The sequence below is a fragment of the Aeromonas sp. 602396 genome (assembly GCF_049173735.1).
In the GTDB taxonomy this organism is placed as follows: Bacteria; Pseudomonadota; Gammaproteobacteria; order Enterobacterales; family Aeromonadaceae; genus Aeromonas; species Aeromonas veronii_A.
Window position 1 is genome coordinate 1 of the sequence record NZ_JAAKSD010000006.1, and the last position, 13,288, is coordinate 13,288.

18 protein-coding genes and 4 tRNA genes are annotated in these 13,288 nt (G+C 59.2%); 5 read left to right on the plus strand and 17 right to left on the minus strand.

Annotated features, from left to right (window positions below):
* Position 1: 1 nt before the first annotated feature.
* The 6 genes from G5229_RS09270 to G5229_RS09295 all read right to left on the minus strand — a co-directional run bounded on the left by G5229_RS09270 (position 2) and on the right by G5229_RS09295 (position 2,257).
* Positions 2–75: transfer RNA gene (locus G5229_RS09270), tRNA-Val, on the minus strand.
* Between the two features lie 25 nt (positions 76–100).
* Positions 101–177: transfer RNA gene (locus G5229_RS09275), tRNA-Val, on the minus strand.
* A gap of 18 nt (positions 178–195) precedes the next feature.
* Positions 196–272: transfer RNA gene (locus tag G5229_RS09280), tRNA-Val, on the minus strand.
* Between the two features lie 13 nt (positions 273–285).
* A tRNA-Val gene (locus tag G5229_RS09285) sits at positions 286–362 on the minus strand.
* 159 nt (positions 363–521) lie between these two features.
* Complete coding sequence (locus tag G5229_RS09290) at positions 522–1,901, minus strand: MATE family efflux transporter (protein WP_040069252.1); 1,380 nt, start codon at positions 1,899–1,901, stop codon at positions 522–524.
* Between the two features lie 149 nt (positions 1,902–2,050).
* Complete coding sequence (locus tag G5229_RS09295) at positions 2,051–2,257, minus strand: YaeP family protein (RefSeq protein ID WP_005345813.1); 207 nt, start codon at positions 2,255–2,257, stop codon at positions 2,051–2,053.
* Positions 2,258–2,389: 132 nt separating this feature from the next.
* Between G5229_RS09295 and G5229_RS09300 the strand changes: the two genes are divergently transcribed.
* On the plus strand, positions 2,390–3,007 hold the full coding sequence (locus tag G5229_RS09300) for a riboflavin synthase subunit alpha (protein ID WP_216978855.1): 618 nt from the start codon (positions 2,390–2,392) through the stop codon (positions 3,005–3,007).
* Between the two features lie 174 nt (positions 3,008–3,181).
* On the opposite strand, the gene G5229_RS09305 is transcribed toward G5229_RS09300, so the two are convergent.
* The 4 genes from G5229_RS09305 to G5229_RS09320 all read right to left on the minus strand — a co-directional run bounded on the left by G5229_RS09305 (position 3,182) and on the right by G5229_RS09320 (position 6,597).
* Positions 3,182–3,385 carry a CPXCG motif-containing cysteine-rich protein gene (locus G5229_RS09305; protein ID WP_005336871.1) on the minus strand — a complete coding sequence of 68 codons (204 nt, stop codon included), beginning with the start codon at positions 3,383–3,385 and terminating at the stop codon, positions 3,182–3,184.
* Positions 3,386–3,656: 271 nt separating this feature from the next.
* Entirely contained in the window at positions 3,657–4,316 is a 660-nt protein-coding gene (hxpB, locus tag G5229_RS09310) for a hexitol phosphatase HxpB (protein WP_139478532.1), read from the minus strand.
* A 126-nt stretch (positions 4,317–4,442) separates the two neighbouring features.
* Positions 4,443–5,621 (minus strand): formate-dependent phosphoribosylglycinamide formyltransferase, encoded by a 1,179-nt coding sequence (purT, locus tag G5229_RS09315; RefSeq protein WP_216978854.1) that lies wholly within the window; start codon positions 5,619–5,621, stop codon positions 4,443–4,445.
* An 85-nt stretch (positions 5,622–5,706) separates the two neighbouring features.
* Positions 5,707–6,597 carry a DMT family transporter gene (locus tag G5229_RS09320; protein WP_224967576.1) on the minus strand — a complete coding sequence of 297 codons (891 nt, stop codon included), beginning with the start codon at positions 6,595–6,597 and terminating at the stop codon, positions 5,707–5,709.
* 226 nt (positions 6,598–6,823) lie between these two features.
* Here G5229_RS09320 and G5229_RS09325 point away from each other — a divergent pair, with 226 nt between their 5' ends.
* The gene (locus tag G5229_RS09325; protein WP_005352326.1) at positions 6,824–7,411 is read left to right on the plus strand and encodes an FMN-dependent NADH-azoreductase; all 588 of its coding nucleotides are present in this window, start codon (positions 6,824–6,826) and stop codon (positions 7,409–7,411) included.
* A 184-nt stretch (positions 7,412–7,595) separates the two neighbouring features.
* On the opposite strand, the gene G5229_RS09330 is transcribed toward G5229_RS09325, so the two are convergent.
* From G5229_RS09330 to G5229_RS09345, 4 genes are all read right to left on the minus strand, one after another.
* The gene (locus tag G5229_RS09330; RefSeq protein ID WP_421172327.1) at positions 7,596–7,775 is read right to left on the minus strand and encodes a hypothetical protein; all 180 of its coding nucleotides are present in this window, start codon (positions 7,773–7,775) and stop codon (positions 7,596–7,598) included.
* A gap of 162 nt (positions 7,776–7,937) precedes the next feature.
* A complete protein-coding gene (locus G5229_RS09335; RefSeq protein WP_309506784.1) occupies positions 7,938–8,126 on the minus strand; it encodes a DUF4250 domain-containing protein in 189 nt (62 codons plus the stop codon).
* Between the two features lie 2 nt (positions 8,127–8,128).
* Positions 8,129–8,593, minus strand: a complete 465-nt coding sequence (locus G5229_RS09340) for a MarR family winged helix-turn-helix transcriptional regulator (RefSeq protein WP_005336856.1) — start codon at positions 8,591–8,593, stop codon at positions 8,129–8,131.
* A 170-nt stretch (positions 8,594–8,763) separates the two neighbouring features.
* Positions 8,764–9,978 (minus strand): UPF0149 family protein, encoded by a 1,215-nt coding sequence (locus G5229_RS09345; RefSeq protein WP_421172328.1) that lies wholly within the window; start codon positions 9,976–9,978, stop codon positions 8,764–8,766.
* 231 nt (positions 9,979–10,209) lie between these two features.
* On the opposite strand from G5229_RS09345, the gene G5229_RS09350 reads away from it, so the two are divergent.
* Both G5229_RS09350 and G5229_RS09355 read left to right on the plus strand, forming a co-directional pair.
* Positions 10,210–11,070 (plus strand): CvfB family protein, encoded by an 861-nt coding sequence (locus G5229_RS09350; protein ID WP_005336853.1) that lies wholly within the window; start codon positions 10,210–10,212, stop codon positions 11,068–11,070.
* Between the two features lies 1 nt (position 11,071).
* Entirely contained in the window at positions 11,072–11,383 is a 312-nt protein-coding gene (locus G5229_RS09355; RefSeq protein ID WP_108614012.1) for a DUF1289 domain-containing protein, read from the plus strand.
* 55 nt (positions 11,384–11,438) lie between these two features.
* Here G5229_RS09355 and G5229_RS09360 read toward each other — a convergent pair whose 3' ends face one another.
* Positions 11,439–11,762, minus strand: a complete 324-nt coding sequence (locus G5229_RS09360; protein WP_005336851.1) for an HI1450 family dsDNA-mimic protein — start codon at positions 11,760–11,762, stop codon at positions 11,439–11,441.
* Positions 11,763–11,909: 147 nt separating this feature from the next.
* Here G5229_RS09360 and G5229_RS09365 point away from each other — a divergent pair, with 147 nt between their 5' ends.
* The gene (locus G5229_RS09365) at positions 11,910–12,038 is read left to right on the plus strand and encodes a hypothetical protein (protein ID WP_019445852.1); all 129 of its coding nucleotides are present in this window, start codon (positions 11,910–11,912) and stop codon (positions 12,036–12,038) included.
* Between the two features lie 3 nt (positions 12,039–12,041).
* Here G5229_RS09365 and mtgA read toward each other — a convergent pair whose 3' ends face one another.
* Positions 12,042–12,833, minus strand: coding sequence for a monofunctional biosynthetic peptidoglycan transglycosylase (gene mtgA, locus G5229_RS09370; RefSeq protein WP_410489648.1), 792 nt, complete (start codon positions 12,831–12,833; stop codon positions 12,042–12,044).
* Positions 12,818–13,144 carry an HI1450 family dsDNA-mimic protein gene (locus G5229_RS09375; RefSeq protein WP_005352317.1) on the minus strand — a complete coding sequence of 109 codons (327 nt, stop codon included), beginning with the start codon at positions 13,142–13,144 and terminating at the stop codon, positions 12,818–12,820. The genes mtgA and G5229_RS09375 overlap by 16 nt, the downstream gene beginning before the upstream one ends.
* Positions 13,145–13,288: the final 144 nt, after the last annotated feature.

Below are 13,288 nucleotides of genomic sequence, written 5' to 3' on the forward strand. Positions count from 1 at the left end.
GTGGGTTTAATTGGATTCGAACCAACGACCCCTACCATGTCAAGGTAGTGCTCTAACCAACTGAGCTATAAACCCACATCTGCATTTCTTTCAAACTGAATGGTGCGTCCTGGTGGATTCGAACCACCGACCCCCACCATGTCAAGGTGATGCTCTAACCAGCTGAGCTAAGGACGCATAATCAGTGTTCTGTAATGGTGCGTCCTAGTGGATTCGAACCACCGACCCCCACCATGTCAAGGTGGTGCTCTAACCAGCTGAGCTAAGGACGCATCACAGAAGAAGTGGTGGGTTTAATTGGATTCGAACCAACGACCCCTACCATGTCAAGGTAGTGCTCTAACCAACTGAGCTATAAACCCACTTTCTCTTACTTCACTACGCCAGCGCTGCTGACGTGGTCGGCATACTACCCATGCCCCCCAAGGCTGTCAACAGGCCATATGCACAAAGGAGACTGTTTGCCCAGTTCTTGCGCAGCCTGTTGATTTTGCAGGCGAGTTGTCGCTTGCCAAGCCCTGTTACTGAGATCGCGACAGGGTAGTGCAGGCCTCCGGAGTGGCAAAACGGCCGTAGATGTAGCGCAATCTTGCCCCCAGCATCAGGGCCGCACTGGTGAGGCCGACGATAAAGCCGATCCAGAAACCCTGCGGCCCCATCCGTGGCACCAGCCAGTCGGTCAGACCCAGGATCATGCCGGTGGGCAGCCCCAGTCCCCAGTAGGCGACGATGGTGACGTAGAAAATCGCCTGGGTATCCTTGTAACCGCGCAGTGCGGCGGCCGCGACCACCTGTACCGAGTCGGAGATCTGATAGATGGCGGCGAAGAACAGCAAAATGGCCGCCAGAACGATCACCTGCTGATCATCGGTATAGATGGAGGCGATCTGCTCGCGCAGTAACACCGTCATGGCGGCAGTGGCAGCGGCAATGGCCATCCCCAGCATCAAGCCGGTGCGAGCCGCCACCCGAGCATGATGGGGCTGCCCTTCGCCGATGCTGTGACCGACCCGGATGGTGACACCCACCCCGATGGAGAGGGGCAGCATAAAGACCAGGCTGGAGAAGTTCAGCGCAATCTGGTGGCTCGCCACCGTCTCGGCGCCGAAGGGGGCCAGCATCAGGGCCACCACGGTAAACAGGGTCACCTCGCAGAAGATCGCCATGGCGATGGGGAACCCTAAGCGGAACAAGCGCCAGATCCGGCTGCCGTTGGGGCGAGCCAGCTGGGAGAAGAGCCGGATCTCGGTGAAGTGACGGGAGAGCTTCACATAGAGGATCATCGCCAGCAGCATGGCCCACAGCACGATTGCCGTGGCCACGCCACAACCCACCCCGCCAAGCTTGGGCATGCCGAAGTGACCGTGGATGAAGATGTAGTTGGCGGGAATATTGACCGCCAGCCCGACAAAGCCGATCACCATGGTGGGCATGGTGTGGGAGAGCCCCTCACTGAAGTTGCGCAGCACCTGGAACATCACGAAGGCGGGCAGGCCCCACAGGATGGCGTGCAGGTAACCAGTGGTCTTGGCGGCCATCACAGGCTCCACATCCATGAACTGCAACGCCAGCGGGCTGTAATAGAGCGCAATCATCGCCAGCGGGGTGACGATCAGTGCCAGCCAGAAACCCTGATGAACGGCCGGGCGAATGGCTTCGCGTTTACGGGCGCCATTGAGCTGGGAGACGATGGGGGTGAGCGCCATGATGATCCCCTGCACCAGCAGGATCACCGGTAGCCAGAAGCTGGACGCCACCGACACGGCGGCCAGATCGACCGCACTCACCTGACCCGCCATCACGGTATCGACGAAGTTCATGGCGACCTGAGCCACCTGGGCGACCAGAATGGGGCTGGCTAGACGGACGAGCTGCTTCGCCTCGGACCAATAACGTTGCACTGACACCTCCGAGTGGATCAGATAAGAGTAAAAAAGAGCGGAAATCGGGAAGAGCCTTTGCACTTTCGGACGAAAGTGCAAAGGGTGGGGGAGGCATTCTAGCCTGAAATTCAGCCAGGACGAAATAGTTGCCACCCCAAGGGGCAGGATCAGGCGTCTTCGTGATCGCTGATCAGCAGGTTGGCAGCGGCATAGGCAGCCTGCTCGCGCAGCTCGGCGGGTACCCGCTCATCAGCGGCGACCGCGTTGAGGGCGCGGATAGTAGCGGCGATGGCGTTTGGCACATAGCCCTGCTCGCCGGAGCCAATCTGGTTATAGGCGATACGGATCGCTTCACAACATTGATATACCTGCATTTCTTTTTCCTTGTTTACCCGGATGTGAACGGCGTCACTATAGCGATCGGGCGCAAGCTTGTCAGCCTGTACCCTTGTCTCACCCTCTGCCCGAGGTTAACCTGCCCTTTTTGCAGTAGCAGGAGACGAGAGATGTTCACTGGCATAGTGCAGGGGACCGCCGAACTGGTGGCCATCGAAGAGCAACCCAACTTCCGTACCCATGTGATCCGCATGCCCAGCCGGGAGTGGGGGGAAGGGTTGGCCCTCGGTGCCTCGGTCGCTCACAACGGCTGCTGTTTGACCGTCACCCGGGTCGAGGGGGAGCTGGTCAGCTTCGATTTGATGCAGGAGACCCTGCGCCTGACCAACCTCGGCAAGCTGCAGGTGGGGGACAAGGTCAATGTGGAGCGGGCTGCCCGCTTTGGCGACGAGATCGGCGGTCATGCCATGTCTGGCCATATCATCGGCATGGCAGAGGTTACCTCGGTGATCGACACACCCAACAACCGTCAGGTGTGGTATCGCCTTGCTCCCGAGCTGATGAAATATGTGCTGACCAAGGGGTACATCGGCATTGACGGCATCAGTCTGACCATCGGCGAGGTGCGTGAGCGGGAGTTCTGCGTCCACCTGATCCCCGAGACCTTGGCCCGCACCAACCTGGGTTGGGCCAAGGCTGGCTGGCAGACCAATATCGAGATCGATCCTCAGACCCAGGCCATCGTCGATACCGTGGAGCGGGTGCTGGCGGCACGCGGGGGTAACTGAAAGGAACCGGCTCGGTTTCAATCGTCTCATAAGCAAGGGCCTGCAGTGTGCAGGCCCTTGTTATTTACATGGTGAAAATATCCACTCAACTTTTTATGGCTCGCAGTCACAACATCTGCTCAGCTCTTTGCGACTTGCATGCAAAACAGCTGCTCGGCCTTTTGTGACTCGTAATCAAAACAGTTGCTCGTCGTCTGCATCCACAAACAACTGCAAACAGTCGCGTGCTTCGTCGCGGTGAAGCCGCAGATGGATCGGATTGCAACAGGCCATGCAATCTTCGTAAAACTCCTGATCACCCTGGCTGGCATCCAGCTCGACCCGGGTATGGTGGCCGCAGTGGGGGCAGACGATGCGCTTGCTGGTGTACTCGATCATGATAACCTCCTCGGGCCCTGAGGCCGCCTATCTACCCTGATTCTAGTCGGGCTGCAGGGGGTTAACCGCGAGCAAACGCACGTTTATGACAGAGATCAAGCCTGAGGGATGGCAAGGTGAAACCGGCTGGACTGGTCGTGTGCGATAAGCACAATCCGGTTGTGATTGACGGGTGAAAAGAGGGGAATTGCCAACGGTTGTTTGGCAATAACAGGGGGCTGGAGCCCCCTGCGGATATGAGAACGCGAGCGCAGCAAGGCGCCGATAGGCGCTATTTGACCCAGCTGGCCAACATGTCGGCATTGAGTTCGGCCAGCGAGCCGAGCTGGTAGTTGGCGATGGCCAAGCGTGGGTCGCCCACTAAAGCGGGATCCGGCACGATCAGCGCTGTCATGGAGGCCGCCTTGGCCGCCAGCAAACCGGTAAAGCTGTCTTCGATGGCCAAGCAGTGCACCGGTTCCACCCCCAGTTTCTCGGCGGCGTGGATATAGACATCCGGGTGCGGTTTGCCGAAACGCTCGATTTCCGCAGAGTGAACCGCCATAAAGCGATCGCGAATGCCGAGTTTGCCGAGTACAGCTTCTACCATGGCAAAGGGTGAGGAGGTCGCCAGACCCACTTTCAGGCCGCGGGCCTCGATAAGGTCGAGCGCCTCCTGCACACCGGCTTTGGCCTGACCTTCGGAGAGGATCAGGGCGTTGACCCGATCCAGAATGCGCTGTACCACCTCTTCCTGAGTCGGGCCGCTCCACGGGCGCAGGCGATACCAGTGGGCAACCAGCTGATCTATGCGCACGCCGATGGTCGACTCACAATCCTCGACGGTGTGGGGGTGACCCAGTTCGGAGAAAACGGCGATTTGGGCCCGTTGCCAAAAGGGTTCCGAGTCGATCAGAACACCATCCATATCGAAGATCACGGCAGCTAACATCTTGTACTCCTGACAAATTTGAAGAGGGGATTATAAGCCTGACGGGGAAATGCAAAAGGGGCATTGCCATGCCCCTTGCGCTCGATCACATCGGCAAACGTTTGTTTTGCTGTGGCAAAAAAGCCCTTAGAACAGTACTTCGACCTTGGCGGCCACAGCTTTGGCTTTTTCCACCGCATCCTGGCAATCCGCTGCGCGGGTCAGCGCCACGCCAAGACGGCGGCGACCGGCGATCTCCGGCTTGCCAAACAGCCGCAGCTGGGCGCCCGGCACCAGCGCCAATGCCTCACCAATTCCCTGATAGCGGATGTCCTGGCTGTGCCCTTCGCGCAACACCACGGCGGAGGCACTCGGCCCGTACTGGGTGATGGTGCCGACCGGCAGTCCCAGAATGGCGCGCACGTGCAGGGCGAACTCGGAGAGATCCTGCGAGATAAGGGTCACCATGCCGGTATCGTGGGGGCGGGGGGAGACTTCGCTGAACCACACCTCATCCCCCTTGATGAAGAGTTCGACCCCGAACAGGCCGTAACCGCCGAGGGCCTCGACCACCTTGGCCGCTACCTCTTTGGATCGGACCAGCGCCAGCTCGCTCATCACCTGTGGCTGCCAGGATTCGCGGTAGTCGCCATCTTCCTGCCGGTGGCCGATAGGGTCGCAGAAGTGAATGCCATCGACGGCGCGTACCGTGAGCAGGGTGATCTCGTACTCAAAGGGAACGAAGCCCTCGACGATCACCTTGCCACGACCGGCGCGGCCACCCTCCTGGGCGTAGGTCCAGCTCTCATCCAGCTTGGCGAGATCGCGCAGTACACTCTGCCCCTTGCCGGACGAACTCATCACAGGTTTCACCACGCAGGGCAGGCCGATAGCCTCGACGGCGGCGACAAACTCCTCTTTGCTTTGGGCAAAACGATAGGGTGAGGTGGGCAGACCCAGGGTCTCGGCGGCGAGGCGGCGGATCCCTTCCCGGTTCATGGTGAGTTGGGTAGCGCAGGCGTTGGGCACTACCTTGACCCCTTCTTGCTCAAGGGCAGCCAGGGTATCAGTGGCAATCGCTTCAATCTCGGGGATGATGAGGTCGGGTTTAACCTCGGCAACCAGGGCACGCAGGGCGTTGCCATCGAGCATGTCCAGCACGTGGGCTGCGTGGGCCACCTGCATGGCGGGGGCGTTGGCATAGCGGTCGGCGGCGATCACTTCGATCCCGAACCGTTGCAACTCGATGGCGACCTCTTTGCCAAGTTCGCCGGAGCCCAGCAGCAGGGCACGGGTGGCGCCGGGGCGGGTTGCGGTTCCAAACATACGATCTCTCCTGATGTCGATGGTCATTGTTGATGATCGCTATCGCACGAATAGCGGACAAAAAAAGAGGCACGCATGGCGTACCTCAGGAAACGGGTTTGTGAGCGCGCTGCTCCAGATGGGTCAGCAAGGTAATGGCGCCAATGATGATGGCGGCGCCAAGCCACAGACGGCCGGGGGGCGCCCAGCCAAATACCAGCCAGCCCGCCAGCACGTTCATCGGCAGCTTGGCAAAATCGAAAGGCTGCACGAAGGAGGCCTCTGCCACGCTGTAAGCGCGAGCGATGGACATTTGGGCCAGTGCCGTCAGCACGCCGGAGGCGGCTACCAGCAGCCACTGGCTCTCGCTTGGCCACTGCCACTCCGGCAGGGCCAGCATGATGTTGAACGGGGTACTAAAGATAAGCAGATAGACCACAATGGTGTGGGATGATTCGTTGGCCGCCTGATAGCGCACCATCAGGGAGTAGCCGGCCCAGAACAGCGCCGCCGCCACCGGCAGCAGGGAGGCCCAGTTGAACTCGTCAGTCCAGGGGGCGAGGATCAGCATGGCGCCGGCAAAGCCCGCCAGGGTGGCCAGAATGCGGGTGCGGCTCACCTGCTCCTTGAGCAGCAGGGCGGAGCCCAGGGTGGCAAACAGCGGTGAGGTCATCAGCAGGGCGATCCCCTGCCAGATGGGGACGGGGTACGCCAGTGCCCAGAGCCAGAGCTGGATGCCGATCACTGCCAGCAATACCCGCAACAGGTGCAACCGGAACTGATTGGTCATCAGGGATTGGCGCAAGCCATGACGAACCAGCCAGGGCAGTAGGCAGATCAGGGCGATCAGGTATTGATGGAAGGCGACCTGAGTCGATGGGAGGCCAAGCTTGAAGCTGACATACTGGCTCAGGCTGTTGACGGCGGCGAAGCAGAGTCCTGCCACCATCATCCAGACTGCACCGGCCAAAGGAGAGTGCCTGCGCGAGGGTATCATGGGATCCGGGTCGCTGGAAAAAAGTGCGGCGGATCATAACGGCAATCGTTTGTTCTGCCAAGGGTGGAAGCGCGGCCGCAGGGTTGGCTGGCGAGGAAGTGGCCTTGCATCAAAAAATTTGAACAAGTTGAGCATCTATTTTCGCTATCAGCAAATAAGCACAATGTTTAGAGTGACCTCCATCGACAGCAAGGCTGTTCAACCGACAACCAAATGGAGTTTCACCATGGCCAATATCCTCGTACTCAAATCCAGCATCCTGGGTCAATATTCCCAATCCAACGCCCTGATCGACGGCTTCCTGGCTGATCATCAGGATGATGCCGTCACCGTGCGTGATCTGGCGGCCCTCAACCTGCCGGTGCTGGATGGCGAGCTGGCCTCCGGCCTGCGTGGTGGTGATAACCTCAATGAGCGTCAACTGGCGGTGATCGCCCAGTCCGACGAGCTGATCGCCGAACTGAAAGCGAGCGACTTGGTGGTGATTGCGGCCCCCATGTACAACTTCAACATCCCGACCCAGCTGAAAAACTGGATCGATCTGGTGGCTCGTGCTGGCGTCACCTTCCGCTACACCGAGACCGGTCCGGTGGGTATGGTTGAAAATACCCGTGCGCTGGTGATCAGCCCCCGCGGCGGCATGCACGTCGGCAGCGCCACCGATCTGGTCACTCCCTACATGCGTACCGTGCTCGGTTTCATCGGTATCAAAGAGGTGGATTTCATCTACGCCGAAGGGATGGGGATGGGCCCGGATGCCCAGAGCAAGGGGATGGAAGCGGCCAAAGCGCAGCTTGAGGCTCTGGCTATCTAAGGGCTCTCTTTTATAAGGGCTCTCTATCCCGTCAGGGGTTATCTCTTCAAGGGGTTGCCCTGCGAGATACAAGAACGCAGCCATCAGGCTGCGTTTGTTTTTTGGTTAGATATGATTGCGACAGACGTTGCTGCTACAGAGAGTATCGCGGCAAGTGGTCGGTATAGACGCTCTGGCGGAGTCACTACTCCATCATAAAGCGGCGACAACCACGTACCAGCAGCAATGCCACCATGACCAGCAGGCCAAGCAAGAGGGTGGTTAGCCACTGTTCGGTACTTTGCGGCAAGTAGGGTGTGAAGAGGCTGATCATCAACAGGGTACAGAGCGTGATCAACAGGCTCTGTCGGGTCATCAATATCATGGGGTCATCCTTGGTTTGCTCACCTGAAACGATTTTAATGCCCTCTTGTGACAGGGTGATGTATCCGTGCATCACCCTGTTGGCCTCTTCAGACCATATCAGGTTTTTACCGCAGAGCCAGCGCCATCACTGGCGCTGTGATCCCGATCCCGCTAGCTCTCTTTATCTGAACTGTTTCTGCGCTGGCTGGTAGTGAAAATCGCCGCTGGCGAGCCGCGCTTCCAGTGCCGCCTGATCGATCTCCTGCGCTTTGCAGAGATCATTCAGATCGTCATAGCGATCTCGCAGCTGCATATTGACGACGCTCAGCAGCATGTTGATGTCCATGGTGGCGAACTTTTTCAAATCCATGATTATTTCTCCCGATCCAGTGATTGCAACTGCTCAATGGCGGCGCTGACGCTGTGCAGATGCTGGCGGATCGCCTCGCGGGATTCGCTAGGCAGATAGTCGGTCAGGGTATGTTGCCAGCTGCCCGCTTCACTCTTGAGCTGCAGGAAGAGGGCGAGCCCGGCATTGGTGAGGGAGACCAGGCTGATGCGTTTGTCCTGCTCGCTGCTCTCGGTAAAGATGATCCCTTTTTCGACCAGACGGCGGATCTCGCGGGAGATGCGCACCTTGTCCATGCCGCTCGCCTCGACCAGCTCTTTCTGGCTGATGGGGTAGTTGGGGCCGAGCACCATCATCAGGCGCCATTGCGGCACGGTCAGCTGGTAACGCTGTTCATAAAACTGTTCGAAGGTATCCCGTAGCATCTCGGCGGCATGTACCAACTGATAGGGCGGGTAGTGAGCGAGTAACGCTATGATTTTTGACATATTACACCCTGCTGTGACGGCTGCATCAGATGCAGTTTCTTTTGATACTTTGACATTGATGATACGAAACTCAAGCTGATTTGTCTGACCCGGTTGCGATGAAATGTGCGGTGGCGCACGCCCTCAAGGAAAAACCGGGTCTGACCGACGGGATTTTAAGCCAACGTTGTTCAGCCTTTACGCAACCAGATGAGGGCGTTCTGCTTGAGCCAAGCCTCGCGAGTGTGGATAGCGTAGAGCGCGGCCTCGTCGCGGCTGCCCGCTTGCCAGCTTTGTGGCTCCTGTTTGGGCAGCTTGCGCTGACCCAGCAGGCAGGCCGGAATGTGCGGGTTGGCCTCGATGGCGACCAGCAGATGGGGCTTGGCTGCCTCGGCACCCTCGGTAGCAAAGACCATCAGCGCCTTGTTATAGAGCAACCAGCTGGAGGCTTCATCGAAGCGCACCAGCAGGGCGGCCAACGCCTGCCAATCCCCTTGCAGTGCATAGAGGGTGGAGAGGTTGTAGCGGCAACCCAGCTCATCGGCCATGCAGATTGTCAGCAGCGCCAGATACTCCGCTTTGGCCTCGTCCAGCTTGCCAAGGCGCAAAAGGCAGTCGGCACGGCCGGCTCTGGCGGCCAGCAGAGGACGCAGCTCGGGGGCACTCCAGCCGTGGCCGGCGATTTGCTGCCAGAAGGCTTCATCAAAGAGTGGAGTGGCATCGGCGATGATCTTCTCGAACCAGCCTAGGCGGGCCTGATGATCGCGGCAGCTGTCGGCCAGCTCGAACCAGGTCTGCCACTGTTGGGCCTGCTCGCTATTGAGGGCCACATCAGCGCTGGGGGCGGCCTGATACTGGTCGAGGTTGAGCAACTGGTTGAGGGCGGTTTTCATGTTCTGGCGCTGGCGTTTGCAGAACTCGACAAAGGGGAGTTCGCTGGCGGCGGCGCTATAGAGCATCTGGGCCATCTGCTTGTCGCGAAACAGGCTCAGCTCGGCGGCCAGACTGAAGCGGTACTGGGTGGTCGGGTCGTTCAAATCCTTCGGCTTGGGCCAGGTGGCAAAACCCATGCTGAAGCCATAACACCATTGACCGAGTGGGTGGCTCTGTTCGAACACCTGCTCGGGGTTATCGCTGGGCAGGCGGCATTGACTCGGCAGGGCCAGCTGGGCGTCGTCGGCCTGGGATTCCAGCTCGGCGATCAGGTGGTTGAGGGCTTCTGCGCTTTTTTCATCCAACTCGGCATCCTGTTCCAGCAGACCAGCCAACGGGCGTTGCCAGTCAGGGCTTTCCGGCCCTACCAGACGAGCACAGAGAAAACCGTGCAGGGCCGGGTAGGTCATGTCCTGATCGCTGTGGCTCTGGATCCATTGATTAAGATGGCGGGTACGAGTGGATGGGTTCATCGACAGTTCCTCTGGATTTGAACAGCCGCGGAGTCTACCTAAAAGTGGGGTTATTTGCAGCAAATGGCCGCCTGTTTGGCGATTTAATCACCATTGGCGGATAAGGTAAGGGCGAAAGAGCGGCCAGTGGTGGCTTGGGGACTAGGCCGGATCACCGCTCTTGAGGTAACATGCGCGCCCATAGGGGCCATGTTCAGTTGGCCCATCCGGGTAATGAAAAAAGAGAGCACCATGATACAGATTGGCAAGATGAACACCCTCACCGTTGTTGAACTCGAAGACCGTGGCGCCTGGCTTGCGGCCGATGAGTACGGTGAACTGCTGCTGCCCAAGCGTCAACTGCCGGAAGGGGTGAAAGAGGGGGATAGCGTGCAGGTCTTCCTCTATCTGGATGCCGATTGCGAGCCGGTGATCACCACCGACAAGCCATTTGCCATGGTGGACGAATTTGCCGGTCTGAAAGTGGTCAATGCCAACAAGATTGGTGCTTTCCTCGACTGGGGCATGAAAAAGGATCTGTTTGTGCCCAGCCGTGAGCAGAACAAGCCGATGCAGGTGGGCCACGTCTATCTGGTGCGTCTGCAACTGGATAATGAAGGGCGCATGGTCGGCACCAGCCGCATCGAGCGTTTCCTGACCCCGGCCGGCAGCAACTTCAAGGTCGGTGACGAAGTGACCGCGCTGCCGGGGGAGCACTCGCCCCTTGGCATCAAGGTGATCGTCAACGGTCAGTATCCCGGCATGCTGTTCAAGAACGAGGTGTTTGGCCGGGTGATGACCGGTCGGCCGCAAACCGCTTGGGTCAAGCAGGTTCGCGAAGATGGCAAGCTGGATCTGACCCTGCAAAAGCCGGGTCTGGCGCGGGTTGATGATGCCGGTGAGCGCATTCTGAGCCGGATGAAAAAGCAGGGCGGCAGTCTGGCGGTGGGTGACAAGAGTGAACCCGAACTCATCTACAAGCTGTTCAGCATGAGCAAGGGCACCTTCAAGAAGGCGATCGGCGGCCTCTACAAGCAGGGCAAGATTGTCATCGAAGACAATGCCATCACTCTGGTGGCCACAGAGACCGACTCGGCAGTGGATAGCGAATAAGATGCCGAGCCCCTGTGTTGGCCTCTGCAAGGCGAAAGACGGGCTTTGCCTTGGTTGTGGCCGCACCCTGAGCGAGATCGGCCACTGGTCGGCGATGGATAGCAAGGCCCAGCTGGCGGTGATGGCCGAATTGGATGGCTCGAAAAGCACCCACCGCTGCCCGGGTTGTGGCGAACCGGCCTATTGCGCCGTTTCTGCCGGTCAGACCATTGCGCAGTGCTGGTGCAGCCAGTTGCCGGTACTGCCGATGCAGGAGGCCAGCGCTTGCTGGTGCCGCCGCTGTCTGGCCAAGGCCATCGCGGCGCAGGATTAGCAGAAAACTGAATTAAGTGAAAATAGAAACAAGAAAGGCGCCGATGGCGCCTTTTTTATGCCTGCTGCTGGCGATGCCAGCGCACATGCACTTGATCTTCGGTCAGCAGACGGGGCAGCAGGAAGGTGGCGAAGATCACCTCAAACTCATCCTGATGATCCAGCAAACCGACCCACACTTCGACCCAGCGCTCCATATCGACCGGTTCACCCAGCTCGGTCGACCAGTCGGCATTGGGCAGGGTCGCCTCCACGGCGCCACGCTGCTCAAACTCCAGGGTGATGTCGACTATTTGTTCGGGGGCCAGCATATCGGCGGCCTGCTCAAGAAACTGATCATAGGCCCATTCGACCAGCTGATCCGGGGTACGCTGTTCCATGAAATCACTCCAGATACATCGAGGTTCGTTACTGTAACAATTATTGGCTGTGGCGGCCAGACCAGTGCGCCGGGCGTGGCTGGCCTGTCCAAGTTGCCGTTGGGGGAGTATGGTTAAGGCGCGGATCAGCTGGCAGGGAGTAAGGGGATGAAGCAGCGGGGACGGCGGCAACAGATCAAGCGACGGCGCGAGGCCTGGTGGTGGCACTATCTGCCGCTTCACCGCGAAACGGTGGGCGGCCATCTGGGCCCACCGGAGAAACCCGATGAGCCCTGAGGATCAGTCGGCCTGATGCACCCGATTGAGGGTGATCTGGCCCAGTTGTCCCATCTGGCGGCGGATCCAGACCGAGCGCTTCTGCACATAGGGTGAAGGGGGCTTGACCCGATAGCGCCACGGATTGGGCAGGGCAGCAGCCAGCAGGGATGACTCGTAGCGGGTCAAGCGGCTGGCCGGTTTGCCAAAGTAGGTGCGGGCAGCGGCTTCGGCGCCATAGATGCCGGGGCCGAACTCCACGATATTGAGATAGACCTCGAGAATACGGGCCTTGTCCCAACCCAGCTCCATCAGCAGGGTAAACCAGGCCTCCAGCCCCTTGCGCAGGAAGCTGCGATCACTCCACATAAAGAGGTTCTTGGCGGTCTGCTGACTGAGGGTGCTGGCGCCGCGCACCCGTTCGCTGTGCTGGTTGTGCTTGAGGGCCGCGTTGATGGCATCCATGTCAAAGCCGTTGTGATCGGCAAAGCGCTGATCCTCGGCGGCGATCACCGCCAGTTGCAGCTCCTTGGAGATGGACTCCAGATCTACCCATTGATGGCGCACCTGGGTGATCTTGGCGGGCGGAAAGAGGGCCCGCTCGATACGCCAGCTCCACATCGGCGGATCGATAAAGCGCAGCAAGGCGACCGAGCCGACCGAGCAGAGCAGCCCGGCCAGCGCGATCTTGCCTGCCCACCTCAACACCCGGCGCCCAAGGGATGCAGATGGGCGTACGGGGGCCACGGCGTCAGGGCTAGACTCCCACTGATAGTGGCTGGGATCATCGGGATCCGGAATTATTGGGGCAGCCATTCGATGTGGCAGAACTTCTCGTCAACACGGCGGGAGAGCAGCATGCGGGCAAACAGATGCTCATACTCTTGTTCTTCATTGCCAAGGCCAACCCAGATCTCGGCATAGTCGGTGTCGCTCACCGCAAAACCCACGTCCGCTTCCCAGTCATCGGCCGGGTCGGTTTCGGCCAGCAGGCCGCGGTCGTTGAACTCCTGATTGAAACGGGCGATCTCCTGCTCCGGCAGGTTGTCAGAGGCCAGCTCCATAAAGAGTTCGAGGGCGGTATCGAGCAGTTCCTCGACGCTGTGCATTTCGTCATTCATAGACATAAGCGGTCTGTTCCAGAAAAGAGAAAAAGGTGCCAGCGCAGATCACTGCCTGCGGGGCGGCGCTATTCTAGCGGTCGGCAGACCCCTTGGCGAGATGAGGCGAGCCGCTGTGACCTGTTTTTGTGCCAATAAAAAACCGGATCC